This is a genomic window from Streptomyces griseocarneus (assembly GCF_014655595.1).
Classification (GTDB): domain Bacteria; phylum Actinomycetota; class Actinomycetes; order Streptomycetales; family Streptomycetaceae; genus Streptomyces; species Streptomyces griseocarneus.
The window spans coordinates 150,019-176,613 of sequence record NZ_BNBL01000005.1 but is presented as its reverse complement, the minus strand read 5'-3'; the positions used below and the strand labels follow the sequence as shown (position 1 = coordinate 176,613).

Sequence of the window (26,595 nt, the reverse complement as noted above, 5' to 3'; positions counted from 1 at the left end):
GTCTCGATCACGTTCTCGATCTTGCACAGGGGGTGCAGGAGTCGAGGGGGTCCATGCCGCTATGCGCGGCAATGCCCTTGAGTCAGCGAATGATTCCGGACCTGACCGGTCACGGAATCCCATGGGTAACGGGGGGATAAATGTCGGCATTATTCATGGACGGCACCGACGGGACGCCGCACATCGCGCCTGACCACGCGACGCTGCCCGATCTGCTCCGGGAGCAGGCGCGGAACGACCCCGACGGCACCGCGGTCTCGTACGGCCGCGATCGCCTGAGCCACAGCGAGTTGCTGGAGGCGAGCGAGGGCCTGGCCGCCCACCTGCGGCGGCTGGGCGTCACGCGGGACGACCGCGTGGGCCTCTTCGTCGAGCCGTCGCTCGACCTCATGGTGGGCGCCTGGGGAATCCTCTGCTCCGGCGGAGCCTACCTTCCGCTGTCGCCGGAGTATCCGGAAGAACGACTGCGCTACATGATCGAGGATGCCAAGGTCGGGATCATCTTCTCCCAGGAGCACCTGAGAGAAGAATTGGCGGAACTGGCTCCGCCCGGCACGAAAATCTTCACTCTCCGGGAAGCCCAGGGTTCGCACGAGCCGGCCTCCGCGGAATACGCTCCGGCCGTCTCCGGAAGCGGGCCCCGCCCCGACGATCTGGCCTATGTCATCTACACCTCGGGAAGCACCGGAAAACCCAAGGGCGTGATGATCGAGCACCGAAGCATCGTCCATCAGATGCGTTGGCTGCGGACCGCGTACGCACTGGGCCCGGACAAGGTCGTTCTGCAGAAGACCCCGATGAGTTTCGACGCCGCGCAGTGGGAAATCCTCGCCCCCGCCTGCGGCAGCCGCGTGGTGGTGGGCAGCCCCGGCGTGTACCGGGATCCCGAAGGGCTGATCGAGACGGTCGTCGAGCACGGCGTCACCACGCTGCAGTGCGTGCCGACACTGCTCCAGGCGCTGGTGGAGACCGAGGAATTCGACCGCTGCACCTCTCTGCGCCAGGTCTTCAGCGGCGGCGAGGCCCTGTCGCGGAACCTCGCGGCGCAGGTGCTCAACACCCTGCCGGGCTGTGACCTGGTCAATCTCTACGGGCCGACCGAGTGCACCATCAACGCGTCCGCGTTCACCGTCGACCCCGGCCGGATCGGTGAGGGGCCGGGTGCGGTCTCCATCGGCTCGCCCGTGGACCACACCAGCTACCACATCCTGGACGCTTCGCTGTCTCCGGTCGGCGTCGGGGAGATCGGCGAGCTGTACATCGGCGGGGCCCAGCTGGCGCGGGGCTACCTCGACCGTCCGGAGCTGACGGCGGAACGGTTCGTCGACGGTTCGTTCGTAGGGGAGGCACGGCTCTACCGGACGGGTGACCTGGCCTCCTGGAACGACGACGGTACGGTCCAGTTCGCCGGCCGGGCCGACAGCCAGGTCAAGCTGCGCGGCTTCCGGGTGGAGCTGGACGAGATCAAGCTGGCGATCGAGGCCCACGACTGGGTCAAGAACGCGGCCGTTCTCGTCAAGGACGATCCGCGCACCGGCTTCCAGAACCTCATCGCGTGCGTCGAGTTGAGCCCGAAGGAAGCGGCGCTGATGGACCAGGGCAATCACGGCGCCCACCATCAGTCGAAGGAGAGCAAGCTCCAGGTCCGTGCCCAGCTGTCGAACGCCGGCGCCCGCGGGGACGAGGAGCTGGCGGGCAAGGACGTGGTCCCCCTTCCCGGCGCGGATCCGACGCCGGAGCAGCGGCGGCGCGTCTTCGCGCGCAAGACCTACCGCTTCTACGAGGGCGGCGACGTCTCCCGGGACGACGTCCTCGGCCTGCTCGGGCGCACGGCGCGCGGTACGTCGTCGCGGACGCCGGCCGAGCTGGGCATCGGGGAACTCGGCGAGATCCTGCGGTACTTCGGGCAGTACCGGAGCACCGAGCGGCTCCTGCCGAAGTACGGGTACGCCTCGCCCGGTTCGCTCTACGCGACGCAGCTGTACCTGGAGCTGAGCGGAATCGCCGGGCTGCGCGCGGGGCACTACTACTACCACCCGGCGCATCACCGTCTGGTGCTGATCCGGGAACTGCCGGATGCGGACGAACCGCGGATCAGGGCCCACTTCATGGGCCGGAAGAGTGCGATCGAGCCGGTCTACAAGAACAACATCCAGGAAGTCCTGGCCATCGAGACCGGTCACATGGTGGGTCTCTTCGACGAGGTCCTGCCCGGGTACGGGCTGGGCATCGGCGAGCTGGGGCTGTGCCCCGCCGTGCGCGGGGACCTGGAGTGCGCCGACGAGGACTACTACCTGGGCACGGCGGAGATCGTCGCCTTCGACCGGCGCCTGGCGGAGGAGCCGCTCGACGTCTGCGTACAGGCCCATCCGGGGAAGGTCGCCGGCCTCGAGGCCGGGCAGTACCGGTACACCGGCAGCGGCCTGGAGCGAATATCGGACGAGGTCGTCCGCAAGAAGGACGTCATCGCCATCAACCAGCGGGTCTACGACCGGTCGCAGTTCGGCATCACGGTGCTGAGCCGGCCCGAGCGCGGCTGGCTCGCCTACACCGACCTCGGCCGTGCCCTCCAGCGGCTGCAGATGAACGACCTGGGCCTCGGATTCATGGCCTCCGGCTACAGCTCCGAGACCGGCCACGACCTGCCCGCGGCCAAGCGCATCAGCGCCGTCCTGCGGGAGCGCGGCGACCGCGTCGGTCCTTCCTACTTCTTCCTCGGCGGCCGGGTGAGCCCCACGCAGGTCCGCAGCAAGGGGATGAAGGAGGACATCGTCCACATGCAGGGCCCGGCCGAAATGATCAAGGAGGACCTGGTCACCTTCCTTCCCGACTACATGGTGCCGAACAAGGTCGTCGTCCTGGACCGCCTGCCGCTCACCGCCAACGGGAAGATCGACGTCAACGCGCTGCGCGCCTCCGACCGCACCGACGTGGACTTCGCCGACCGCCCCTTCGTGCCGCCGGCGTCCCGGACCGAGAAGCGGATCGGGGACATCTGGAAGAAGCTGATGCGGCGGGACGCCGTCTCGATCCGGGACGACTTCTTCGCCTCCGGCGGCAACTCGCTCATCGCGGTCTCCCTCATCAACCGGATCAACAAGTCCTTCTCGAGCGCGCTGCCGCTCCAGGCCCTCTTCGAGTCCCCGACCGTCGAGCAGCTGGCGCGACGCGTCGACGAACTCGGCGCGGGAGCCCCGGGCGACGCCGGCTCGCGCCTGGTCCGGCTGCACGAGGAGGGGGCGGGGCATCCCGTCTTCTGCTGGCCCGGGCTCGGCGGCTACCCCATGAACCTGCGGCTGCTCGCGGGCCGGCTGGACGCCGACCGCCCCTTCTACGGCGTCCAGGCGCACGGCATCAACGAGGGCGAGGTGCCGTACGACACCATCGCCGAGATGGCCGCGGAGGACATCAAGGCCATCAAGCGGATCCAGCCCACCGGCCCGTACACCCTGTGGGGGTACTCCTTCGGTGCGCGGGTGGCCTTCGAGACGGCGCACCAGCTCGAGCGGGCGGGCGAGCGGGTGGAGAACCTCTTCCTCATCGCCCCGGGGTCGCCCAGGGTCAGGGCCGACGACGCGGTGGTGCACGGCGACGATCCGGACTACCGCAACCCGGCGTTCGTGACGATCCTCTTCTCCGTCTTCACGGGCGCGATCAGCGGTCCGCTGCTGGAGGAATGCCTGCGGCAGGCCATCGACGACGAGAGCTTCGCCGCCTTCATCGGCACCGCCTACAGCGGGCTCGACACCGAACTCGTGAAGAGGATCGTCCGCATCGTCCGGCGCACCTACGAGTTCAGCTACACCTTCCACGAACTGCGGGAGCGCCGGATCAAGGCCCCCGTCACCATCTTCAAGGCGCAGGGCGACGACTACTCGTTCATCGAGAACAGCGACGGTTTCTCCGCACAGGCCCCCACCGTGATCACGCTCCGGGCCGACCACTACAGCCTGCTGCGCGACCCGGACGTCGACGAACTGCTGCGGGCGGTCCGGCACGGGATGCGGGATGAGAACGAGGACCGCAACACGGACCGGATCAAGGAGCTGACCTTGCCTCATGTGAACATCAAGCACTTCCCCGTCGCGCTCAGCGAGGAACGGGAGTCCGAGCTGGTCGCCGCGGTGACCAAGGCCGTGCAGTCGGCCTTCGGATGCGACGAGGGAGTCGTGTCCATCGCGCTCGAACCCGTCGAGCAGAGTGCCTGGGACGACGACGTCTACCTCCCCGAGCTGGTGGGGCGCAGGGAACTGCTCCGTAAGACGCCCAACTACTGACAGCTCAGCAGAATCACAACAAAGATCGGAACACGCATGACCACGCGCCGCCCTCAGCCCGGCGACATTCCCCTGGTGTACAGCGAAGAGGTCGCGGAGGCAGTCCGCTCCGGTGCACCGGTGGTGGCACTGGAGTCCAATGTCATCACCCACGGCCTTCCTTACCCGGACAACGCCGCCACCGCGCGCAAGGTGGAGGCGGCCGTCCGGGCGGGCGGCGCCGTTCCGGCCACGATCGGCGTGGAGGACGGGCGGATCCTCGTCGGCATGACCGACGCGGACATCGAACGCTTCGCCTCGGCGTCCGGCATCCCCAAGGTCAGCAGCCGGGACCTGCCCGTCGTCCTGGCACGGGGCGGCATGGGCGCCACCACGGTGGCCTCCTCCCTGGTGGCGGCGGAGCTCGCGGGCATCCCGTTCTTCGCCTCCGCCGGCATCGGCGGAGTGCACCGCGGTGCCGAGACCACCATGGACATCTCCTCGGACCTCATCCAGTTCACGCGGTCCAAGGTGGCCGTCGTCTGCGCGGGTGCGAAGAGCATCCTGGACCTGGGTCTGACCATGGAGTTCCTCGAGACCCACTGCGTGCCCCTGGTCACCTACCGGTTCGACGAGTTCCCCGCCTTCTACTGCCGCACCAGCGGCATCCGCAGCCCGCACCGGCTGGACGACGAGACCGTGATCGCCCGCGCCGTCGAGGCGCACTGGGCCCTCGGCGGCAACGGCTCCTTCCTGGTGGCCACGCCGATCGGCGAGGAGGACGCGATCGACAGCGCCGAGGTCGACGCCGCGATCGCCGACGCGATCGTCGCCGCCGAGCGCGAGGGGGTGCGCGGTCAGGCCATCACCAAGTACCTGATGCGCGCGGTCGACAAGGTCACCGACGGACGCTCGGCCCGGGCCAACATGTCCGTCCTCATCAGCACGGCGGAACTGGCCGGCCGGCTGGCCGTGGCCCACGCCGCGGTCCGCGCCGAGGGCTCCGTGAGCACGTCGGGCGGTGCCCGATGAGCACCCTGGCTGTCTTCGACCTCGACGGCACGCTCGTCGACACCCCGCGCGGCATCGTCGAGACGTTCACCGCCGTCTTCGCCACCATGGACCTCGAGGCTCCCCGCCCCGAGGAGATACGGGCCACCATCGGCCTTCCCCTGGAGCGGGCCTTCGGCTCGCTCATGGGGGTGGCCGACGACGACGCGCGGGTGGACGAGGGCGTACGGCAGTACCTGTCCGCCTTCCGCGAGCTCGTCCTGCCCAAGGCGGCGGAGCTGCTCTTCCCGGGCGTGGCGGAGGGCCTCGCCGCCCTGCACGACCAGGGTGTCGTCCTGGCCGTGGCCACCAGCAAGTTCTACGCCAGCGCCGACGCGCTGCTCACCTCGGCGGGGCTCAAGCAGCACTTCCGCATGGTGATCGGCGCCGACCAGGTCGCCCACCCCAAGCCGCACCCCGAATCGGGACAGGTGATCCTGCGCGAGCTGGGCATGGACGCCGGGCGTGCCGTGATGGTCGGGGACACCACCCACGACCTGCTGATGGCCCGGGCCTGCGGCATGCGGTCGATCGGCGTGACGTACGGCGTGCACAGCGAAGAGGTGCTGCGTTCGGCGGAGCCCACCTGGCTGGTCGACACCTTCGACGACGTCCTCGCCCACATCACCGCCGCCTCCGTGCGCGACTAGGGCGGCGATCGTGTTCGGACGTTCCACCGACTGGGTCCTGGGCATCGCGGCCGGTGCCCTCCTCGCCCTCATGATCCACTACAACAGCCTGCTGGCAGAGCACACCACGCCCACCTTCGCCTCCTGGACCGCGCACGGTCTGGGGGCGGTGGTGGCGCTCCTCCTCGTCCTGCTGACGGGTGCGCGGCTGTCCCGGCGGCGACGCGCGGACCAGGAGGGGGGCGAGCGCACACCGGCGAGGCTGCCCCGCTGGGTCTACCTGGGCGGCATCCCCGGTGCCTTCACCGTCATCCTGGCCGCCGTCACCGTCAACGGAAGCCTGTCGCTGTCGGGCACGATCGCGATGATGCTCGTGGGCCAGATCGTCTTCGGGCTCGTCTCCGACCACTTCGGGCTCTTCAGCAGCCCGAAGAGGCGGATCGTGCCCATGGACGGCCTCGTGGCGCTGTGCGTGCTCGCGGGCAGTGCCCTCATCATCTTCGGCGGGTCGTGACCGTGCTCCTCTATGTGTTTCTCGCGTTCCTCAACGGCGCCGTGATCGGGACCAGCCGCGCCCTCAACGGCCGGCTCAGCTCCGCGATCGGCCCCTTCAAGGCGTCCCTGTGGAACCACGTCGTGGGGTTCGTCTTCCTCACCGTGGCCCTGGTCGTGCTCGGCCAGTGGGAATGGGGGGCGTCCGTCCCCTGGGCCGCGTACCTGGGCGGCTTCTTCGGCGCCCTGTTCGTGGCGGTCAACAGCTATGTGTTCCCCCGGCTGGGGGCGATGCACGCCGCGCTGCTGGTGATCAGCGGCCAGATGATCGCGGCCGTCCTCATCGACTGGCAGGCCGGGGGCGAGTCCCCCACCGGGCTGAGGTGCCTGGGGGTCGCGGTCGTGCTCCTCGGCATCTACCTGTCGCAGACCCGGCGCGGAAAGGAAGACCGGAAGTGATCTCGGAAGTGATCTCGCAAGCGAGCCCGGACGTGAGCTCGGAAGGGCACCACTCGTCCGTCGTCGAGCGGTTGCTCAACGACCGGAGCCACCACATCGAGTTCAACGGCCACCTCAGCAACCACGTCAAGCACGCCGTGGTCGCCCTGTCCCGTCTCGGAGCGGCTCCGGACCGCATCGAGGCCTACTACGACAACTACGCGACCCTGACCACCTACGGCTACGGCCTGGAGCCGGCAAGGCCCGCCAAGTCCGTGGTCACGGACGACAACTGGCAGGACTACCTCGGCCGGCGCACCGACTTCACCGCCCTCTGCGAGTTCTTCGACCGCAAGGAACGCGAGCTCGGCATGGACGAGGTGCTGCGGCGCTACGTGCCGACGCTGCTGCCCGGCTGGGTCGGGGCCTTCACCCACGCCACCATCCACCTGGGGTGGGCGCTGGACGCCGGCAACCGGTGGATGACCATCGAGGGCCTGGCGTACATGGTGTTCTCGTACGTCTCGTGCCACCCCGAGCGGGTCTCCGCGTCCGCGGGCGGCCCCGCGGACGCCTCGCCGCTGGACTCCCTGTTCCGCATCGCGGGCGCCTGGGACGACGACCGCGACGCGCTGCGCGACTGGGCACGGGAGATCGGCACCGTCCCCGAGGGGGAGCTGCCCGCCGGCATCCACCCCGAACTCGCCCGGTCGGGGCTTCAGTACCGCAACGCCCGGATGCTCGCCGAGGGGCACCCGCTGATCGACGACATCCCGGCGTGGATCGCCGGGCAGCCCGTCGCCACCAGCTGGGAACAGCTGTACTACGCGGTGACCCTGCTGTACCTGTCCCGGCCGGGGGATTTCGTCCTGCTCCACCTGCTCACGTCGCTGCACGCGATGGAGCAGATCGCCGACCGGCTGCCCGAGGAGCTGCGGCGGCACGCCGTCACCTGCTTCTGGACCGGCGTGCTCGGCGTGGTCTTCGCCCTGGCGGACTTCCCCGGGGAGGGCAAGCTCAAGGCCCTGCACTCCGCGTTCGGCGAGGCGGTCGACGCGGGCGGCCGCGACGTCTGGGCCGCCGACTGGCAACTGACCGTCGCCCGCTCCTTCGAAGAGGAGGAGGAGCACAACCCCAAGCTCGTGTACGTCATGCGGCTGCTGTGGGAGCGCACCTCGGGCCGGTCCGTCTACCGCCACGCGGCCGCCCAGTTCACGGCCACGCCCGCCCTGCCGCCGTCCTTCGAACAGCCGCCCACCGAGTGACCCTTCGCGTAGCCCCCTGAGCCCTGGGAGACCGGCCTCCATGCCAACCATCACACAACCGTCCACCGATACGCCGCCCGTCGACATCGACGCCTGCCTCGGCAGCTCCGTGCACCTGCTGCCCCAGACCCCGCACCTGCGGGCCCTGCACACCGTCATGCGGGACCGCGGGGCACGCCGCGACGCGTTCCTCCACGCCGCCGACCTCGTCATCCACAAGCTGATCGAAGCGGGCCTCGACCTCCTGCCGTACGAGAGGCACGACGTCACCACGCCCGTCGGGGCGACGTACGACGGCCTGCGCCCGGCCTCCCCGGTCTGCGGCGTGTCCGTGGTGCGGGCCGGCGAGAGCATGGAGGGGCCGTTGCGGACCGTCCTCCCGGACGTCCGCATCGGCAAGATCCTCATGCAGCGGGACAAGGAGACCAAGAAGCCCCACCTCTACTACACCTCGCTCCCGGCCGACATCACCGAGGGGCACGTGCTGCTGATGGAGCCGATGCTCGCCACCGGCGGCACGGCGATCGCCACGATCCGGCTCCTCCTCGACAAGGGCGTCGCCGAGGAGAACATCGTCTTCATCAACCTGATCACCGTTCCCGAGGGCGTCGACGCCGTCTGCCGGCGCTTCCCGAAGGTGCGCATCGTGACCTCCTCCATCGAGGAGCGGCTCAACGAGAACGCGTACATGATTCCGGGCATCGGCGACTTCGGCGACCGGTACTTCGGCACCGACATAGGGCTGCGGTGATCGAGAAGGTGGCGTGGATCCGGCTGGAGAACGGCCGGGTCCTCGCCGCACGCTCACGGGGCAAGGACGCCTACTACCTGCCGGGCGGCAAGCCCGAGCCGGGGGAAAGCGCCCACGAGGCCCTGATCCGGGAGATCCGCGAGGAACTCGGCGTCGACCTCCTCCCGGAGACGATCGCCCCGGCGTTCACCGTCCGGGCCCCCGCCCACGGTGCGCCGGCCGGCACGGAGGTCCGCATGACCTGCTTCACGGCCGACCACAGCGGCACCCCGGCCCCCCGGGGCGAAATCGCCGAGGTGGCCTGGCTGTCGCCGGCCGACCGCGCCCGCACGAGCCGGGCGACCCGGGCCGCGCTGGACCGGATCTGGCCCCACGGGGAGGAGTGACGCCCCGCACCGGCGCCGTGCGCGCCGCCGGTGCGGCCCGGCCGCCGGGAACCGCGCCGGGCCGGGCCGTGTCCTGTAGGTCATGATCAATACGACCGGCCCGGCCCCCGACCGCCTCGCCGACGCCTGGCAGCGCGTCCGCGACACCTCCCCCGCGGGCGAGGCGGACCCCCTCGTCCTGGACTGCGCCCGCCGGCTCGCCGCCGATCCCGGCGGGGAACAAGCGCATGTGTGGGTGGCCGGGCTGGTGGCGATGTCGGGCCACCTCGCCTGGCGTCCCGGGCGGGAGGCCGGACACGCCGCCCTCGACGCCCTGCGCGCCGCGGTGAAGGAGCTGGGAGGCCGGCCGTGCCCGCACGACGACCATCCGTACGAGGCCGCGATGGACGCGCTGAAGGACGAGGTCTGGCGGGGCGACACCGGACTGCTGACCGGCGAACCCGCGGCGGGGGACGGTGACGGCGACGCCGGGCGGGTGCTGTGCCCGGGCAACGTCGCGGGATGGGCCCGCCTCGCCGCTGACGTGATCGCCCCGTTCTCCGTCCGCCGCATCCCCGTGGGGGCGCCGAAGCACCACCGCAGCCGCCTCAGCATCCTCTCGGGGATCGTGAACGACTACCCCTACGGCGATCCGGGCGAGGACCTGATCGACGAGGCGGCCGGCCTCCCCGCCCGTCCGACCCGCGGGGTGCTGGCCGGCTACCTCGTGACCATGAACGCGACCTGCTGGTACGCGGCGTCGGAGCGGATCACGGACCGCGCGGTGCCGGACGCGATGATCAAGGGGATCGAGGCCGCCCTTCCGCTGCTGGACGACGGCCCGTGCGCCCACGCCCCCGGCGAGCATCCCTCCACCGACGATCCGGACTACGCGAACCGGATCGGCTACCTCCTGCGCAGCCCGGGCGGCCGGGCCGAGATCGCCGAGGACTACGGATGGGACGAGGAGGACGAGGAGGAGCACGAGGACGAGCCCCTGGACGCGTGGGTGTGCCCCGCCTTCCTCCACGACCTGGCGGAGGAGACCCTCACCGCCCTTGCCTGAGGCCTGACGTCGTTCTATCCGGCGGGAGGCGTGGCACCGCGCATGGCGGCGCGGTATTCGCTGGGGGACATTCCCGTGGCGGTGCGGAAGGCGCGGGAGAAGCCGTCGGGCTGGGGGTACCCCCAGCGCGCGGCGATGGTGTGGATCGTGAGGTGCGCGAGGGCGGGGTTCGCCAGGTCCTTGCGGCACCGGTCCAGTCTCTGCTGCCTGATGAAGGCCCGGGGCGTGGTGCCGTTCTGCTGGAAGATGCGGTGCAGGTAGCGCAGGGAGATGCGGTGGGCCGAGGCGATGGCCTCCGGTCCCAGGGCGGGATCCCGCAGGTGCTCGACGATGAAGGCGCTGATCCGCAGGAACATGACGTGCCGGCCGGCCTCGCCGGTCGCGGCGGAACCGTCGGGCAGGGCGGAGCCGCGCTCGAAGTGGTGCGCCAGCACGGTCGACAACAGATCGAGCGCGGTGCTGCCGAGGCGGGTGACGTCCTGCGGTGTGCAATGGACGTACTCCTCGGCCATCCCCACCAGATACTGACCGAAAAGGCGGCCGACGCCTTCCGTCCACGGCAGGGAGAGCCCGCACAGGCTGGTGAACTGTTCGTGCGGAATCCGCAGGAGCTTTTTGGGGAACTGGAAGAGGAGCGTTTTACCCGGGGTGTCGCCGGCGAAGGTGTCGAATGACCGGGAGCTGTCGAAGAAGCCCATGCTCCCGCGCTTGAGCAGGGAACTCTGCCGGTATTGCTCGATGCCTATCTCTCCGGCCGTGACGACGGCGACGTGGTACATCTCCGGGTCGGACTGCCTGATGAGCCGGGGTGTGCGCTGTGCGATCACCGATGCGTAGGAGAGGGCGGACACCTGTCCGGCGCCCAGGGGCATCATTTCTATCCGCGCCCCGAAGGTCGCCGTCTCGAGGAACTTGACGCGCTGGGTCACCTGCGCCAGCGCCATGGTCTCGGCCCATGCCTCGGGCCGCTCGTTCACGGGAAACTCCACGGTGTCGATGACTATTGAATGCATCCCTGCTCCCGGCTGTCGACATTGCTGATTCAAGACAGTTAGCAAAGTGCAGGGGCATCAGGGGCCGACAGTGCGTTCCACGCCAAGAAGTGTGCGCTGGGAGCCAACGACCCCCGCCGGTCCCTCCGACAGGATCGGTAGCGCACGCCGACGGGGGTCGCGTTGGTGCCGCTTCGGGGGGCGGCACCAACGCGAGGCGCCCCGCCACAAGGCCCTGCACGGCCAACTTCTGCGTTGAGGGCGGGTTTTATGCACCCGTCACATACAAGCCAACGCAATGATCCGGCCAATCACGAAATGATCCAACACGATCCACCTGGTCGCGGCCCTATAGTCATGCCCGCAACGTTGTGATCACTTTCGGTCACCGGGCATCACTGGCATGACTTCGGGCCATGTGACGCGCTCTCCGCGGACCGCCAGGTTCCACTCAGCACCACTCATCCAGTGCACTTTTCGGCCTTCGCCGCTACCCACAAGGGGATACGCATGTCCGACCTGGCTCGTACCACCGACTTCGCTCTCCAGGACCTGGAGCTTGACCTCAGCGACCTCACCGTCACCTCGATGCGCGACACCGCCGCGCTTCCCGAGGGCGGCGCGTCGTGGGGTTCCTGCTCCTGCCAGGGCTCCTCGTCCTGCGCACAGCCGCGCCTGGAGACCGGCCTGCCCGACGTGGGCTGACCCTCCCGGGCACACCGCGGACGGCGCCCCCTTGGGGCGCCGTCCGTCCCATCGTCAACCAGCAGACCGGCAAGGGAGAAGCTCATGTCCGACACCACCGGCACCCTCGGCTTCGAGCTCGAGGACCTCGACCTCGGTGAGCTCACCGTGACCTCGATGCGCGACACCGTCGCACTCCCCGAGGGCGGCGCCTCCAACGGTGGCAGCTCCTGTTCCTGCGGTTCGTCGTCGTGCGCGGTCCCGCAGCTGCCGCACCCGCAGTAGTCCCGGAACGCGTCCTGTGACGCGTACCCGGAGGCACTCGATTCCATGACGCCCGCCGCGGGCCGCACCCACCGCACCACGGGACGGCCCGCGGCAGGTACACGCCTTACGAAAGGGACGGCGACCCGAATGCCGTACTCCGCGGGCGCCGACCCCGTCGGCCACCCCGTGCGGTCCGCACCGCACGCGCTCGCGCGCGCGACCGTGCTCGCACATCCGGCGCAGAGCCCGGCCGCGGCGGAGTTCCGCGCGTCACTCGCCCGGCTGTCCGCGCTGGACGGCGAGCTGCTGCACCTCACCGGCCCGCTCTGCGACGACCTGTACGCCGGCCGGGACGGCCACCCGGCCGCCTTCCACCGGGACGTCGTCCTCCCCCTGCGCCGCGCCCTGCACAACGGTCGCGCCCCGCGCCCCGCCGTACTGGACCGCCTCGGCGACCTTCCCGCGCGCGTACCCCGCCTCGCGACCTGGCTCGCGCTGAGGGAGCGCCGCGACGCGCTCCTCGCCGAGCTGGACCGCGCCGCCGGCCCGGCCCTCGCCGCCGAGCGCACCGCCCTCGCCGCCCTGTGCCGGGAGCCCGCCCTCGCCCGGGCCGTCGCGCTCACCAGCACCGACCTGCTCCGGGCCGTACAACGCGCCGGCACCGGCGCGGACGACCGCAGAGCACGCAAGGAAGAGCCCAACGTGCTGCGCTACGCCTTGCGCGCCAGCACCAAGACCAGTCCGCTGTCCTGGTTCACCGCCGTCGGCTGGGGCCCGCTGCGACACGCCCCGGCCTCGCACCGTCGCGTGCCGTCATGGGGTGAAGCGGACCTGTTCGACGGCCCGTTGACGTCGACGGTCAAGGTCAACCGCACCCTGACGGCCGCCCTCACCGCCGCCCTCCTGGACGCTCCGCACCGCCGCGCCGCGCTCCCCCACCGCATCACCAGCACCGCACGGGTCGCCGACGGCCGGGCGGCGTACTCGCGCGGCCGGGTCGCCTTCGCCGGAGGCCGCTACCTCGTCGTCGACGAGGACGAGGCGGAGCTGGCCGCGAGCGGCCCCCTGCGACTGGTCACCGAACGCGCAGAGACCCCGGTCGGCCTCGACGAGCTGACGGACGCGCTCGCCTCCGCCTTGTCCGGCGCGGACAACGGCCGCGCGCCGGCCCGGGCCTTCCTCGACCGCCTCGTCCACGCGGGTCTGCTCGTCCCCGTCGATCCGGTCGGGCCGCAGGAGGACGACCCGCTGGGCCGGCTCGCCGCGTGGTTGCGCACGCTCGGCACGCCGCACGGCGAAGTCCACGCCGCCGAGCACGACCAGGAGCAGGAGCAGGAGCAGGAGCAGGACGAACACGACCACGACCACGACCACGATCGTGCGCTGGCCGGTCGCCTGGACGAGATCTCCCGCCTGACGGCCGGCTTCGGGGCCGCGCCCGCCGCGGAACGTCCCGCCCTCCTCGCCGGCCTCGCGCGCCGCTGGTCCGCGCTGCTCGCCGACGCCGGCCGCGCGGTCCCGGCCGGCTCCGCGCCGCTGAACGTCCTGTCCGAGGACGTCGTCGCGCCGGGGCCGCTGCGGCTCGACGGCTTCCTCGACGGCGCCGATCACGAGGCGCTCGGCGAGGTCACCGCACTGGCCGAACTCTTCGACCTCGGCCACCTCATGCGCCGTGTCGTCCGCGACCGCTTCGTCGAGCGGTACGGCCCCGGGGGCCGGTGTCGTCACCCGTGGGAGTTCGGCGCCGATGTCGCCGAGGCCTGGGAGACGGCCGGACGGCTCGCGGCCCTGGCACCCGCGGACCGGGCCCGATTCCCCACCGGCGCCGCGGAGCAGGCCGCCCTTCGCCAGGAGCTCGCCGACGCCGTCCGCGACGCGGTCACCGAGGACGGACCGGCCACCGGCGACAACGTCGTCCTGCCCCCGGACCTCGTCAAGGGCCTCGGCGAACGGCTGCCGCGCTGGGCCCTGGAACGCCCGGTCAGCTACGCGTACTTCCTCCAGCGCGACCCGGCCGCCGGCATGCTGTGCGTGAACCGCGTCTACGGCGGCTGGGGCCGGTTCACCAGCAGGTTCCTGGACGCCCTCGACCCGAGCGCGGCCGAGGCGGTGGCCGGGCAGATCCGCCGCGGCCTGGGCGAGGGGGCGCGGGCCGCGCAGATCCGTCCGGTCGGCGGGTTCAACGCGAACCTCCACCCGCTGCTCGTCCCGGACGAACTCGGACCCGACCGCCACGCCGCGTCGATCGGGGAAGCCGACGTGGAACTCGTCCACGACGAGGCCACCGACCAGGTGCGGCTGCGGCTGCTCTCCACCGGCGAGCTGCTCGACGTGCTGTACCCGGGTTTCCTCGCCCCCATCATGCTGCCGCGCCGGATCGGTGCGGCTCTCGGCGACCAGCCCCACGGGGTGGTCGACTTCGGCTCGCTGGTGCCCCGGTCCACCGTCCCGGCCCCGGGCGGCCAGGTGGTCCGTACGCCCCGGCTCCGTCACCGCCACGTCGTCCTGCGACGCCGCCGCTGGTTGCTGCCGCCCGGCGTGGCCGGCGCGCTGCGCGCCGAACTGGCCGCCGCCCAGGAAGTCCCGGCACAGGCCACGGCCCGCTGGCGAGCGCTGCTCGGCCTGCCCGAACAAGTCTTCCTGCACCCCGTCGCCACCGCCCCGACCGGGCGCGCGGCCGAGGACTTCCTGACCCATCTGCGCCGCCCCAAGCCGCAGTTCGTGGACCTCGGGAACGCCCTCCACCTGCGCTGTCTGGCCAAGTGGCTCGCCCGCCACCCCGACGGCGTGGTGCTCGAGGAGGCGCTGCCGGCCCCCGGCGGGCTCGCCGCTCCGGCCCGGGCGGTGGAGCTCGTCCTGGAGACCTACCGGGCCGGACGGCCCCGATGACCCGCGACCGGAGAGCCGAGGAAGCCACCGTGCCCGCAGTCCACCCCCACGACGCCACCGTCCGCGACGTGGTCGCGTACTACCACCAACCGGTCAAGGCTCCGCTGCTGCGCGAAGCCCTGCTGCCGCTCGCCGAGTCGTACGCGGCACAGGGCCTGCCCGCCCATGTCGAACGGCACTGGCTCCACGGCCCCCACCTGCGGCTCCGTCTCCAGGGCCCGGCGGAACGCCTGGAACCGGCCGCCGAGGAGGCCGCCCGCGCGCTGCGCGAGTGGATCCGCAGTCACCCTTCCGTCAGCGACCTCACCGAGGCCGAGCTGCTCGACCGGGCCGCCGAGGCCGGGCGCGCGGAGCTCATCGCCCCGCCCTACGGGCCGGTCGTGGCGGACAACACGGTACGGGTCGAGACGGCCGACCTCTCCTCGTCGCTCGGCCTCCTCGGTGCCGACGGCCTGGCCCTGCGCGACGACCTGTTGCGCGCGGGACTGCCCGCGCTGCGGGCGGGTGCCGGGTTCCTCGGCGCGCACGGCGACAGCGCCCAGGCGCGGATGCAGCTCGCGGTGGCCGCGCTCGCCGCACACGCCGCCGCCCACCCCGAGGGGCTCGCGGGCGGCCACTACTCGTACGTCTCGCACCTGGAGGACTTCCTGGTCCACGACGACCCGGACGGGCGGCTGCGCGAGGGCTTCGAACGCCGCTGGGAGAGCGCGGGCGAGGCGGTGACCGGCCTCGTCGGCCGGATCGCCGGCGGCGGTGCGCACGGCTGGGAACGGGAGTGGGCCCAGTGGTCGGCCGCCGCCTGGCGGCTCGCGCAGAGCCGCTACGACGCCGGGGCCGATCTGCACGGCCTCCCGCTCGAGTACCGGGTGCGGGCGACCGCCACCGGCGACGCGGACGCGATGGAGCGCTGGAACCAGGACGTCCGCACCCGCTACAGCGAGTTCCACCGGCTCCTGCGCCGCTCCGACCCGCAAGGCACGATGTGGAACCGCCCCGACTACCTGGTGTACCGCGCGTGCACCAACGCCCTGTACCGGCTCTTCGCGATCTGCGACATCCGGCCGCTGGAGCGCTATCTCGCCGCCCACCTGGTCGTGCGCACGGTCCCGCACCTGACCGGTTGCGACTGGCGGGCCCAGGTGGGCGCGGTCATCGACGCGGTGGAGGGGCGGTCATGATGGGGGATGCCACCGGGTCCGCGCACGCGACCGGGACGGCGGACGCCTGGCGGCTGCGGCCCGGAGTCGCCGTGACGCTCCTGCGCAACGGACTTCACCTGCGGGGCCGGCGCGGCAGCGTCACCCTCGAGGGCAGCACCGCGCTGCCCACCCTGTGGCGGCTGCTCGAAGAGCCGCTGCGCACGGGCGATGCCACGGAGCTGCTGCGGCGGGCGGAGCCGGGGTCCTCCGTACGGAAGGCGCTGGACACGCTGATCGCGCAACTGCGCGCGCACGACCTGCTGGTGGAGGCGCCCGTCGGCCCCGTCCCCCACTGGGTGGCGGCGACGGCCGAGCGTCCCGCCGAGGCGGCGTCCGCGATCGCGGCGGCGCGGGCCCGGGTCCTGGCCGACGCGGCGGCCAGCCCGCTGGCCGAGGCCGCCGGGCGGGCGCTGTCACAGGGCGGGGCCTCCGTCTCGTACGCGGTCGGAACACCACCGCACGAGGGCGCGGTCCTCCTGTGCGCCGGAGAGGGAGAGGAGCAGTGGGCGGTCGCCGCAGGTGTGTGCGGCGGCAGCGGATACGTGACGGCCCCGGGCAGTGCGGCGCAGGTCCGGGCGGACGCGGCGGCGTTGGCCGCCCGGCTGGTGCCCGCAGTGCCGGCGTCCTCCGCATCACCGTCCTCCGCGTCACCGTCCACCTCGGCCGCCTTCGTCTCGTTGCTCGCCGGGTCCGCGGCCCACAGGCTGTTGTGCGCGGTCGGCGGGCTGCCGGACCCCGCGAGCGAGGGGGACGACCAGCGGCTGCTGCCCGGGCTGCCTGCCGTGCTGGTGGCGGACGGACGGCCGCTGCGGGCGGATTACCGCACCTGGCTCGGACCCGACCGGCTCGACGCGGACCGCCGGGTGGCCCTCGCTCCCCCGGGCACCCTGGCCGAGGCGCTGGTTCGGGTGGCGGCTTTGGGCGACGAGCGGGCCGGGGTGCTCCCCGCGCCGCTCCCGGGAGGCCTGCGGCAGTTGCCCGTGCCGCTCGCCACCTGCGAGCTGCCCGGCGGCACCGTGCTCGCCGGTGCGCCGCGCCTTGATCTGGCACGCCTCGACGCGTTCTGCCGGGCGGCCGAGGTCCGGCTGGGCGGAGCGTGCCGCGCGGTGGGAGCGAACCCGTCGCACGCCTGGGGCCGGGCCCTGCGCCGGGCCGCCGCCGGTACGACCGCGCCCGCCCCCGGCGCCGCCCCGCTGCCCGCTGCGCACTGGTCGGAACACCCGCAGGCCCGCCACTGGTGGACGTCCCTGACGGAACGCCAGGGAGTCCGGGCCCGCCTGGAGGTGTTCCGGGCGCATCCGGACGAGGACGTCCACCACGCCGTCGTCTGCCGGCACCCCGCGGAAGGTGGCCCTGAGCGGGACCTCGGTCAGGTTCTCGGCCGGGCCGTCGAAGCGACGCCCGGGGACGCGGCCGCGTTCGCCGCGCTCTCGGCCGTCGCCGCCGTCAGCGCGGCGGGCGAGGAGCCGAACGTCCGGTATTTCTGCGGGTCGGACGGCTCCGCGGCCGCTCTGGCCGCCGTGAACGCACGCACGGCCGCCTGGGAGGACAGCGGCTGGACCACCGGCTGGCTGTCGGAAGTGGCCCGGCGCGAGCCCGCGCTGCACACCGCTCTGCACCGGCTGACCGGGCTGCGCGCCGAGGAATCAGCCGTGGCCGAGGAAACAGCCATGGCCGACGAAACGTCCGTGGCCGGGGAGCGGGAACTCGCGGCGCGGTTGCGCGCTTTCGGCTTCACCGTACTGACCGCCGAGGAGGGCGAACGATGACACCCGACATGCCACCTCTTCTCGGCTCCTTGCCCGTGCCGGTGCTCGATGCCGAGTCCGCGTCGACGGCCACGGCGGGCCCGGCCGTCGTCCTGCTGACGCGATGGACGCTGGGGCTCGCCGAGGAGCTGAGCCGCCATGCGCTCACGCACCCGGTAGCCCTGGTTCCGGTGCGTTTCGACGGGGCGCTGGCCGTGGTCGGGCCCGTGCTGCGGCCGGGCGCGGCCGCCTGTCTGTCCTGTACGGAGTACCAGCGCCTGGCCACGACGGGCGGCCGGGTGCCGTGGCAGAGCCCGGGGCTGGCGCTGGCCGGAGTGCCCTCCCCCGCGCTCGGCGAGGCGGTCGGCGCCCTCGCGCTGGACCTCCTGGAAGCCTCCGTGGAGGGCGCCCCGGCGGATTCAGGGGATGCGGCCACGGTGCACCTCGTGCACACCGCGCGCGCCACCTGGTCCACCCACAGCATCCGCCCGGTCGGCGGCTGTGCGGTGTGCCGCCCCTTGCCGCCGGACTCCGCGGCCTCGGTCGCGCCCCTGCCGTCCGGTCCCCGGCCGCTGCCCAACCCGACGCGGTTGCGCGGCGCCAACGCCCGTACCGGCAACGCGGAGATGCGCGCGGCCCTGCACGACGAGCGGTTCGGACCGGTGCGCGGGCTGTTCCGGTCGGAGGATTCGGCCTTCTGCCTGACGACGGCGCTGGTGACCGACGGGCGGCCGCTGGACGACGGCGGATACGGCCGCGCCGGCGACTTCGCCGACAGCGAGCGGGTGGCGCTCTTCGAGAGCGTCGAGCGGTACGCGGGCATGCGCCCCACCGGCCGGCGTACGGAACTGCGGGCGTCCTTCGCCGCGCTGGGGCCCGGGCGGGCGGTGGACCCGGAGCGGCTCGGCCTGCCCGACCCCGCCTACCACGGTCACCCGGCGTCGCGGACCGTGCCGTACACCCCGCAGCTGGAGCTGGACTGGGTGCACGGCTGGTCGCTCACCCGCGGCCGGGCGATCGCCGTGCCCGAGCACGTGGCGTACTGGGACGTGCCGGGTGACGGCCGGCCGCGCGTGGTGTACGAGTCCTCCAACGGGTGCGGGCTCGGCAACAGCCTCGAGGAGGCCGCGCTCTACGGCCTGTTCGAGGTCGCGGAGCGGGACGCGTTCCTGATGGCCTGGTACGCGGCCACCCCGCTGCCCCGCGTCGAACCGCCGCCCGAGGACCTCGACACGGCCCTGCTCGCCGACCGTGCGGCCATGGCCGGCTACCGGCTCGTCCTCCTCGACGCGACGAACGACTTCGGGATCCCGGCGGTCGTGGCCGTCTGCCGCTACGAGGGCTCCCACCCCGAGGCGCCCCGGATGTTCCTGGCCGCCGGGGCCCACCACGACCCGCGCACGGCGATCCGTTCGGCGGTCGCCGAGGTCGTCACCAACGTCCTGGAGTCCGCGCACCGCGCCTTCGCCGACGGCCGCCCGCGCGATCCCGAGCGGCTCCGCCCGATGCTGGACCGGCCGGAGCTCGTCCTGACGCTCGACGACCACGTGGGCCTGAGCACGCTCCCCGAGGCGGGCCCGCGGGTGGAGTTCCTGTTCGCCGACACGCCACGCCTGTCGGTCGCCGAGGCCTGGCCGGGCGCTCCGGAGCCCGTGACCGACCTCGCCGCCCTGCTCGAGGCGACCGTGAGCCGCCTGGCGGACGCGGAGCTCGAGGTGATCGCCGTCGATCAGACCGAGCCCGGTCTGCGGGACCGGCTCGGCCTCCACTGCGCGAAGGTCATCGTGCCCGGGTCGCTGCCGATGACCTTCGGGCATGTCAACCACCGCACCAGGGGCCTGCCCCGGCTGCTCGACGTCCCCCACCGGCTGGGCCGCACCGACCGGCCGCTGCGCTACGCGGACCTGGCGATCCACCCGCACCCCTTCCCCTGACGGCTCCCAGCCGACCCCGACCACCGATCCGACCAACAAGGGCCGCACGTGACGACGACCGACACCTGGCACAGCCACCACCTCTTCCTGCACTCGGGCACGGAGGACACCGACGCCTTCCTGACCGAGGACGCGGCTCCGCTCCTCGACGGGCTGGTGGCGTCCGGGGAAGCGGCGCGGTGGTTCTTCATCCGGTACGGGGAGGACGGCCCGCACCTGCGGATACGAGTCCGCGGGCTGAGCGCGGCGGCGGCCGCCGAACTGCCGGGGGCGCTGGCCCGGGCGGCGAAGGAGCGGACCGCGGTGGCGGGTTCGTGGCCGTCGCACCACGGCGAGGTCCGCGCGGTGGAGTACGTCCCGGAGACGGACCGCTACGGCGGGCCGCGCGCGCTGCCGACGGCCGAGCGGGTCTTCGCGGTCTCCTCGCGGGTGGCGGTGGAGGCACTGCGCGAGCTCCGGCGGACGCCCTCCGGCTCGGGACGCCTCACGCTCGCGGCGGACCTGGCCCATGCCACGGCGTACGCGCTCGGCATGGACCGGCTCGCAGCGGCGCGGTGGCTGCGGCGGCAGGCGGCGGGCTGGCGGTGGGTCACCGAGGTGCCGCTGCTGCCGGGTGCGGCGGTCCACATGCGGGTCAACACCGTGTACGCGGCGCAGCACGCGGCGCTGGAGCGGCGGGCGCGGGCCCTGCGGGAGGGGCTGGAGGCGGACGCCGGCGCAGCCTGGCTGGTGGAGTGGGTCCGCGGGGTGCGGGAGGCCGACGAGGCGCTGCGGGCCGAGTTCGGCGAGGCGAGGGCGGGGTGGGAGTGGGTCTGGGCGTCCCAGCTGCACATGCTCCTCAACCGGCTCGGCATCACCCCGGACGAGGAGCGCGCGGTGTGCCGGCTCGCCGCGCGGACGCTGCTGGACGCGGGCGAGCCGCCGTCGTTCTTCCCGGAGGGTCATGGCGCGCCCGACCTTCGGTATCTGGAGCGCAGCAAGTTCCAGATCGGGCGCAACGAGGACACGGCGCTGCGGCCGTTGCCGTCGCCGTCGGCTCCTGTGGTGGAGCGGTCACCGGAGGTTCCCCTTCCGGCGGAGCGCCTGCCCGAGGTGTCGTTGCGCACCGTGCTGGCGCGCCGGGCGTCCGTACGCGGCGCGCTCGGCGGGCCGCTGGACGCCGGTTCGCTCGGCACGCTGCTGTGGAACGCGCTGTCCGAGAGCAGCCGTTCCGAGCAGCGCCTCGCGGACGGCTCGGCCCGGTCCCTGGTCCACCGTCCGTACCCGAGCGCGGGCGCGCTCTACACGGCCCGCGTGCGCCTGCTCGCCCTCGACGTGGCCGGCGTTCCGGCGGGCACGTACGACTGCGTGCCCGAACGCCGGACTCTGCGTCCCGTGGGCCCGGTGCCTCCCGTCGCGGACATCAAGTCGCTCTCGACGTACTTCTCGCGCCCGGCGGAGGACCCCGACTGGATCGGCATCGACGAAGCACCGGTCGTGCTGGGGCTGTACGTCGACCTCGGCCTGCTGCGCCGCCGTTACGGCCTGCGTGCCCTGCGCCTGGCCCTCCTGGAAACGGGCCACCTGGCCCAGACCCTCCTCCTCACGGCCACGGCCCTGGGTCTGGCGGGCACCCCGCTCGGAGGCTTCCACGACGACCTGGCCCACGAGCTCTTCGGCCTGGAGGACCTGGATCAGCCTCTCCAGTACCTCCTGCCGCTCGGGCGCCGCGCAGAGGGCTGACGGCAGGCCGTGTCAATGGCCTCTGGTAGGCACCGATACGCCTGGCCGGGGCCGCGTTCCGGTGGACGCGGTCCCGGCGGTCGGAGGGTGCGGGCCCGCGGGTCAGGCCCCGGTGGATCTCAGGCGGGGGGTCACGGCCGGTCCAGGGTGATGGAGTTGACCGGGCCGAGGTCGGCCCAGACGCCGTTCTGGGCCGCCATGTCGTAGTTGCAGCCGGTGCCGTTGTAGCCGGTGCACAGGCGGGCGTGGGCTCCGCCGGACTGGTTGTTGAGGACCCAGTGCCAGCCGTACTGGTTGCTCAGGTTGTGGGGCCCGTAGCTCCAGAAGACGTGCGACGGGCTGACCGCCGGGCTCTGGTTCTGCGGGTAGATGCAGACCGCGCCGTACGGACATCCCGCCCACGGGTCGCCGGCGGGCCTGGCGTCGGCCGTGCCGACCGCCATGACGCTCGCCGTCGCGGCCGCGACGGACAGCGCCGCCACCCGGCGCACCGCCTTCTTCTTGATCGTCTCGCGCAGTGCCATGTGGGACTCCCCCTCACACATCACGGCTTGCCAGCCGACGAACGCTCACCATCCGGTCGCGGTGAGCACGACAGCCAGTCTCCTCAGGCCCGGCGCGCAACCCCAGCCCCTTCGCCGCTCCTCGAAACCGTGAGGTGAGCACCGCCCCAGGGGACGGTGCGCGGAGGAACATCACCACGGCCGACGTGTCCGGAGGCTTCCCCGGCTCGTTCTTGTCGCGAGAGCCCATCGCGCCGACGTTCTGAAGGAGTCCTGATGCGACGAGTCCTCGCGACAGCCGCCCTGGCGGCCGCGGCCCTGGGTGCGGGTGCCGGCGGGCCGGGTGCCGCCGCGTATGCGGCGGACCTGCCGACGGTTCTTGACCTGGGCGGCCTGCGCGCCGTCGATCCCGGCGATCTGGGCTCGACGGTCGACGGAGCCGCCCGGCAGACGACCGGGCTGGCCGGTGAGGCCGGGAGCCGGGCGGTCAAGAAGACCGTGCCCACGGTGGGCCGGACGGGCGGTACGGCGGTGAAGAAGACGACCACCGCCGTTCAGCAGGTCAGCGGCCACGCGGCGGGGTCGGCCGGCGAGGCCCTCGGCGAGACCGCGAAGGCGGCCACCCGGGACGGGCTGCCCGTCGGCGGCCTGCCGCCCCGGGGGCTGCGGCCCCTGAACCTGCCCTGACCGGCCCCGGAACGCTCACTTCTTCTCGCGGCGTTCCTTCTCCACCCGTCGCCAGGAGTTCCCGAACCACATGGCGAGCACCACCGGCACCGCGCCCACCAGGGCGATCGTCTGCTCGTACCCCCGGTCCGTCCACGGGACGAGCACCAGCACGACCGCGCACAGCGTGCCCCACAGCGCCTGCGCGACGGGCAGCCGCGAGGGCCAGTGGCGTCGCAGCAGCGACCACACGGTGTTCCGCGCGCCCCTCGGGAGCTTGCGGTACGCGAAGAACCAGGCGCCGAGGGCCCAGGTGACGCTCATCAGCACCAGGGACCACAACCGGATGCCGAGCGGCACGGGCAGCTCCGTGGGGGCGTTGCCCGTCGGGAAGGCCCGTGACGCCTGGGCGGCGATCACGAGGCAGATCAGGGCGAACCAGCGGGTGCGGCGCAGCAGCTGGAGGACGACCGCGTTGAGCCGGTGCTCGATGTAGGGGGAGTTCGGCTTGGTGCCGAGGGCGGCGCTGTACTCACCGGCCAGTTCGGGCAGCTTGATGCGCTGCGCGTCGCTGTGCAGTTCCGCGAGCTGGGCGCGCGCGTCGGCGTGGTCGGGGTCCAGGCGCAGGACGTTGCGGAGCGCCTGCTCCCGGACGTCGAGGCGGCCGATCAGCTCTGCGGGGTGGGCGAGGTTGAAGTGCGCCGTGGGGTTCTCGGGGTCGAGCTCGACCACCTTGCGGTGGGCCTCGTAGCAGCCCTGGTGGTCGCCGGTGAAGAGCAGGCACCTGGCGAGCACGCTGTGGGCGTCCGAGACCTCGGGGCCCAGCCGGACGGCCTCCCGGGCGGCCTCCAGCGCCTCGTCGACGCGCATGAAGAACGGCAGCAGGAAGGCCCGCCGCTCCCACGGGTACCAGCACTCGGGGTCGGCGGCTATGCCCTCGTCCGCCGCCTTCAGGGCGCCCTCGTGGTCGCCGGCGCGGAAGCGGCAGAACGCGAGGTGGGACCACGCCCAGGCGTCCCCGGGCGCGTCCACCAGGTACCGGGCCAGGAGCTCGGCGGCCTGCTGGTGGCGCCCGGCGTGCATGAGGGCGACGGCGCGTTCCTTCAGCTCCGTTCCGGTGCCCGTGTTCGTGTTCACAGCATCTTCCGCTTCTTGAGGTAGACCAGGAGTTCGTCGTACGCCCCGCCCTCGTTGGCGAACTGGGCGACGTTGCGGGCCGAGGCGAACCACGGGCCCGTGGAGGGCCGCACCTGACCGAGGGCGGCCGTGAAGTCTCCCATGCCGATCATCCGGGCCTCGCCGGTCCGTACCGAGTCCATCAGCGCGCGCTCGGCCGCAGACTCGCACAGGTGTTTGAGGTCCGCGCCGGAGAAGCCGTCGGTCCGCTTGGCCAGTTTGGCCAGGTCGATGCCGGCGACCGGGCGGTCCTTGAGGTGGTGGCGCAGGATCGCCTCGCGCGCGGGCTGGTCGGGCGGCAGCACGAGCAGCATCCGGTCCAGGCGGCCGGGGCGGCGCAGGGCGGTGTCCACGTCCCAGGGGTGGTTGGTGGCGGCGAGGACGAAGACGCCGTCGTCGGCCGAACCGCTCACGCCGTCGAGCTCGGTGAGGAGCTGGTTGACGGTCGTGCGCATGCCGGTGTGGCGGATCTGGCTGCGCTTGGCGCCCAGCGCGTCGAGCTCGTCGAGGAAGAGCACGCAGGGGGCGTTGCGGCGGGCGGTCTCGAAGAGCTGGCGGAGGTTGCGTTCGGAGTTGCCCATCCACATGTCGAGGACGTCGCTGATGCTGACGGACATGAAGCGGGCGCCTAGCTCGCCCGCCACGGCGCGGGCGATGTAGGTCTTGCCGCAGCCGGGCGGCCCGTACATCAGCAGTCCGCCGCCCAGGCTCTTGCCGTACAGCCTGCGCAGTTCGGGGTTGCGCATGGGGGCGAGGAACGCGGCCTCCAGGCGCTCCTTGACCTCGTGCATGCCGCCGACGTCGGCCAGGGCGAGGGTGCCGCTCTCGACGTCCCAGGGGGACGACGCGTCGTCGTCGTGCGGACCGGTGGGCAGGTCGTGGGCGGGGAGCGGGCCCTCCGGGCTCTGCTCCGCCCCGGCCGCGGCGGTCTCTTCCGGTGCCGACCGCACGAAGCGGGGCGGGACGACGGCCGACAGCTCGTCCTCGGCGCGCCGCCAGTCGTACGGGCCGGAACCGCCGGGCGCGGGGGCGTGGGCGGAGGCCGGGGCGGACTCCTGGGACACGGCGGGCGGAGGGACCGTGACCTGCGGGGCGACGGCGGGCGTGACGGCACGCCCCATCAGCGTCTGCGCCTCGGTGTTGCCCGGCTCGCGCTGCAGGGCGGCGGCGAGCTGGGCGATCGCCTCCTGTTGCCGCTCCTGCCCGAGCAGGAGTTCGGCGAAGTGCAGCCGCAGCGGCACGTCGTCGGGGGCGGCGTCGATGGCGGCGCGCAGGCTTTTGAGGAGGGGGGAGTCGTCGGGCATGCGCCACAGAATAGTTCGGCGGCCGGGGCCCGCCGTGGGCGGCTTCCGTGCCGGGCGGCCGCCCCGGCCCGGCCGTCCGGTGTCCGGGCCTTTTGCGCGCATGCATCTTTTGCCCCGGTTCGCAACGCACCTTAGCCTTTTAGTGAAAGGCCTTTTCGCAGCATGGCTTTCTCACGGCATGCCGGCCCTCACCGGCATCCGGCATACGGAAATTCCCCTCACCGGCCAGAGCCGCCTCGCGCGGCCGAATCCGGAGGTGCACTGTGAGTACTCCGACCCGCCGGGGCTGCGGCACGATGCCGGTTCACCACCGGCTGATGGCCGAAAGCCCGGCATACGCCAGCGCCCGCGTCGAGATCGAGAACCAGGCCTTCGCCTACGAGACGGGCGCCGCGGCGACGGCTCGCGTGGGCCCGACCAGGATCCCGGTCGTCGTGCACGTGGTCTTCCACACCGCGGCGCAGAACATCGACGACGACCAGATCACCGGCCAGATCGACGTGCTGAACAAGGACTACAGGGCGCAGAACGCGGACGTCGGCCAGGTCCCGCCGGTGTGGAAACCGCTCGTGGCCGACAGCCGCATCGAGTTCGAGCTCGCCACGACGGACCCGGACGGGCAGCCCACCGACGGCATCACCCGCACCGAGACGGCGAAGACGAAGTTCAACATCTTCACCGACGAGGTGAAATCCGCGTCCACCGGGGGCCACGATGCCTGGCCGGCCGACAAGTACCTCAACATCTGGGTCTGCCCGCGCATCTTCGACCCCAATGACCCCAGCGAGATACTCGGCTACGCCCAGTTCCCCGGCGGAGACCCCGAGACGGACGGAGTGGTCATCGGCCACAAGTTCTTCGGCACGTCGGGCACCGCGACGGCCCCCTTCAACCTCGGGCGCACGGCGACCCATGAGGTGGGGCACTGGCTCAACCTGTTCCACATCTGGGGCGACGACGACGGCGGCTGCAGCGGCAGCGATCTCGTCGCCGACACCCCGAACGCCGGCGGCCCCAACTTCGGCACCCCCACCTTCCCCTCGCTGACCTGCAACAACGGCCCGGACGGCGACATGTTCGTCAACTACATGGACTACACGGACGACAAGGGCATGTTCATGTTCACCAAGGGCCAGTCCGACCGCATGGCCGCCACGCTCGACTCCTTCCGGTCGTCGTTCGACGGCGGCTGACCAAGC

The 26,595-nt window shown here is 72.4% G+C and carries 22 protein-coding genes; 18 read left to right on the top strand and 4 right to left on the bottom strand.

The features are described 5' to 3' along the window. Positions 1-140 precede the first annotated feature (140 nt). From IE295_RS14830 to IE295_RS14790, 9 genes are all read left to right on the top strand, one after another. On the top strand, positions 141-4,277 hold the full coding sequence (locus tag IE295_RS14830) for an amino acid adenylation domain-containing protein (protein WP_224323263.1): 4,137 nt from the start codon (positions 141-143) through the stop codon (positions 4,275-4,277). 36 nt (positions 4,278-4,313) lie between these two features. Further along, positions 4,314-5,288: a pseudouridine-5'-phosphate glycosidase gene (locus IE295_RS14825; RefSeq protein WP_190064095.1), complete on the top strand. Its 975-nt coding sequence runs from the start codon at positions 4,314-4,316 to the stop codon at positions 5,286-5,288. After that, a complete protein-coding gene (locus tag IE295_RS14820) occupies positions 5,285-5,956 on the top strand; it encodes an HAD family hydrolase (RefSeq protein WP_190064094.1) in 672 nt (223 codons plus the stop codon). Before IE295_RS14825 ends, IE295_RS14820 begins: the two co-directional genes overlap by 4 nt. A 10-nt stretch (positions 5,957-5,966) precedes the next feature. Then, the gene (locus tag IE295_RS14815; RefSeq protein WP_224323264.1) at positions 5,967-6,449 is read left to right on the top strand and encodes a DMT family transporter; all 483 of its coding nucleotides are present in this window, start codon (positions 5,967-5,969) and stop codon (positions 6,447-6,449) included. Further along, a complete protein-coding gene (locus tag IE295_RS14810) occupies positions 6,446-6,886 on the top strand; it encodes a DMT family transporter (protein WP_224323265.1) in 441 nt (146 codons plus the stop codon). The genes IE295_RS14815 and IE295_RS14810 overlap by 4 nt, the downstream gene beginning before the upstream one ends. Then, positions 6,883-8,130: a questin oxidase family protein gene (locus tag IE295_RS14805; protein WP_224323266.1), complete on the top strand. Its 1,248-nt coding sequence runs from the start codon at positions 6,883-6,885 to the stop codon at positions 8,128-8,130. The genes IE295_RS14810 and IE295_RS14805 overlap by 4 nt, the downstream gene beginning before the upstream one ends. Positions 8,131-8,239: 109 nt before the next feature. Next, complete coding sequence (gene upp, locus IE295_RS14800; protein ID WP_224323290.1) at positions 8,240-8,881, top strand: uracil phosphoribosyltransferase; 642 nt, start codon at positions 8,240-8,242, stop codon at positions 8,879-8,881. Next, the gene (locus IE295_RS14795; RefSeq protein ID WP_190064092.1) at positions 8,878-9,267 is read left to right on the top strand and encodes an NUDIX hydrolase; all 390 of its coding nucleotides are present in this window, start codon (positions 8,878-8,880) and stop codon (positions 9,265-9,267) included. Before upp ends, IE295_RS14795 begins: the two co-directional genes overlap by 4 nt. An 82-nt stretch (positions 9,268-9,349) precedes the next feature. Further along, positions 9,350-10,312, top strand: a complete 963-nt coding sequence (locus IE295_RS14790; RefSeq protein WP_190064091.1) for a hypothetical protein — start codon at positions 9,350-9,352, stop codon at positions 10,310-10,312. A gap of 14 nt (positions 10,313-10,326) precedes the next feature. Here IE295_RS14790 and IE295_RS14785 read toward each other — a convergent pair whose 3' ends face one another. Then, complete coding sequence (locus IE295_RS14785) at positions 10,327-11,289, bottom strand: helix-turn-helix domain-containing protein (protein ID WP_224323267.1); 963 nt, start codon at positions 11,287-11,289, stop codon at positions 10,327-10,329. A gap of 525 nt (positions 11,290-11,814) precedes the next feature. Here IE295_RS14785 and IE295_RS14780 point away from each other — a divergent pair. From IE295_RS14780 to IE295_RS14750, 7 genes are all read left to right on the top strand, one after another. Then, complete coding sequence (locus tag IE295_RS14780; protein ID WP_190064089.1) at positions 11,815-12,009, top strand: thiazolylpeptide-type bacteriocin; 195 nt, start codon at positions 11,815-11,817, stop codon at positions 12,007-12,009. Between the two features lie 84 nt (positions 12,010-12,093). Beyond that, on the top strand, positions 12,094-12,273 hold the full coding sequence (locus IE295_RS14775) for a thiazolylpeptide-type bacteriocin (protein ID WP_190064088.1): 180 nt from the start codon (positions 12,094-12,096) through the stop codon (positions 12,271-12,273). 129 nt (positions 12,274-12,402) lie between these two features. Beyond that, positions 12,403-15,144, top strand: a complete 2,742-nt coding sequence (locus IE295_RS14770; protein ID WP_190064087.1) for a lantibiotic dehydratase — start codon at positions 12,403-12,405, stop codon at positions 15,142-15,144. A 29-nt stretch (positions 15,145-15,173) separates the two neighbouring features. Then, a complete protein-coding gene (locus IE295_RS14765) occupies positions 15,174-16,322 on the top strand; it encodes a lantibiotic dehydratase C-terminal domain-containing protein (protein ID WP_190064086.1) in 1,149 nt (382 codons plus the stop codon). Continuing rightward, positions 16,322-18,112 (top strand): hypothetical protein, encoded by a 1,791-nt coding sequence (locus tag IE295_RS14760; protein WP_229922966.1) that lies wholly within the window; start codon positions 16,322-16,324, stop codon positions 18,110-18,112. The genes IE295_RS14765 and IE295_RS14760 overlap by 1 nt, the downstream gene beginning before the upstream one ends. Next, positions 18,109-20,025, top strand: a complete 1,917-nt coding sequence (locus tag IE295_RS14755) for a TOMM precursor leader peptide-binding protein (protein ID WP_190064084.1) — start codon at positions 18,109-18,111, stop codon at positions 20,023-20,025. The genes IE295_RS14760 and IE295_RS14755 overlap by 4 nt, the downstream gene beginning before the upstream one ends. Positions 20,026-20,073: 48 nt before the next feature. Further along, a complete protein-coding gene (locus IE295_RS14750; RefSeq protein ID WP_190064083.1) occupies positions 20,074-21,747 on the top strand; it encodes a thiopeptide-type bacteriocin biosynthesis protein in 1,674 nt (557 codons plus the stop codon). Positions 21,748-21,878: 131 nt separating this feature from the next. Here the strand turns inward: IE295_RS14750 and IE295_RS14745 are convergent, their stop codons facing one another. Further along, positions 21,879-22,271, bottom strand: coding sequence for a hypothetical protein (locus tag IE295_RS14745; RefSeq protein WP_190064082.1), 393 nt, complete (start codon positions 22,269-22,271; stop codon positions 21,879-21,881). A 255-nt stretch (positions 22,272-22,526) separates the two neighbouring features. On the opposite strand from IE295_RS14745, the gene IE295_RS14740 reads away from it, so the two are divergent. Further along, complete coding sequence (locus IE295_RS14740) at positions 22,527-22,937, top strand: ATP-binding protein (RefSeq protein WP_190064081.1); 411 nt, start codon at positions 22,527-22,529, stop codon at positions 22,935-22,937. A gap of 15 nt (positions 22,938-22,952) precedes the next feature. Here the strand turns inward: IE295_RS14740 and IE295_RS14735 are convergent, their stop codons facing one another. Together IE295_RS14735 and IE295_RS14730 are read right to left on the bottom strand one after the other, a co-directional pair. Continuing rightward, a complete protein-coding gene (locus tag IE295_RS14735) occupies positions 22,953-24,053 on the bottom strand; it encodes a tetratricopeptide repeat protein (RefSeq protein WP_190064080.1) in 1,101 nt (366 codons plus the stop codon). Beyond that, complete coding sequence (locus IE295_RS14730; protein ID WP_190064079.1) at positions 24,050-25,396, bottom strand: ATP-binding protein; 1,347 nt, start codon at positions 25,394-25,396, stop codon at positions 24,050-24,052. The genes IE295_RS14735 and IE295_RS14730 overlap by 4 nt, the downstream gene beginning before the upstream one ends. 263 nt (positions 25,397-25,659) lie before the next feature. Here IE295_RS14730 and IE295_RS14725 point away from each other — a divergent pair, with 263 nt between their 5' ends. After that, on the top strand, positions 25,660-26,589 hold the full coding sequence (locus tag IE295_RS14725; protein WP_224323269.1) for a zinc metalloprotease: 930 nt from the start codon (positions 25,660-25,662) through the stop codon (positions 26,587-26,589). Positions 26,590-26,595: the final 6 nt, after the last annotated feature.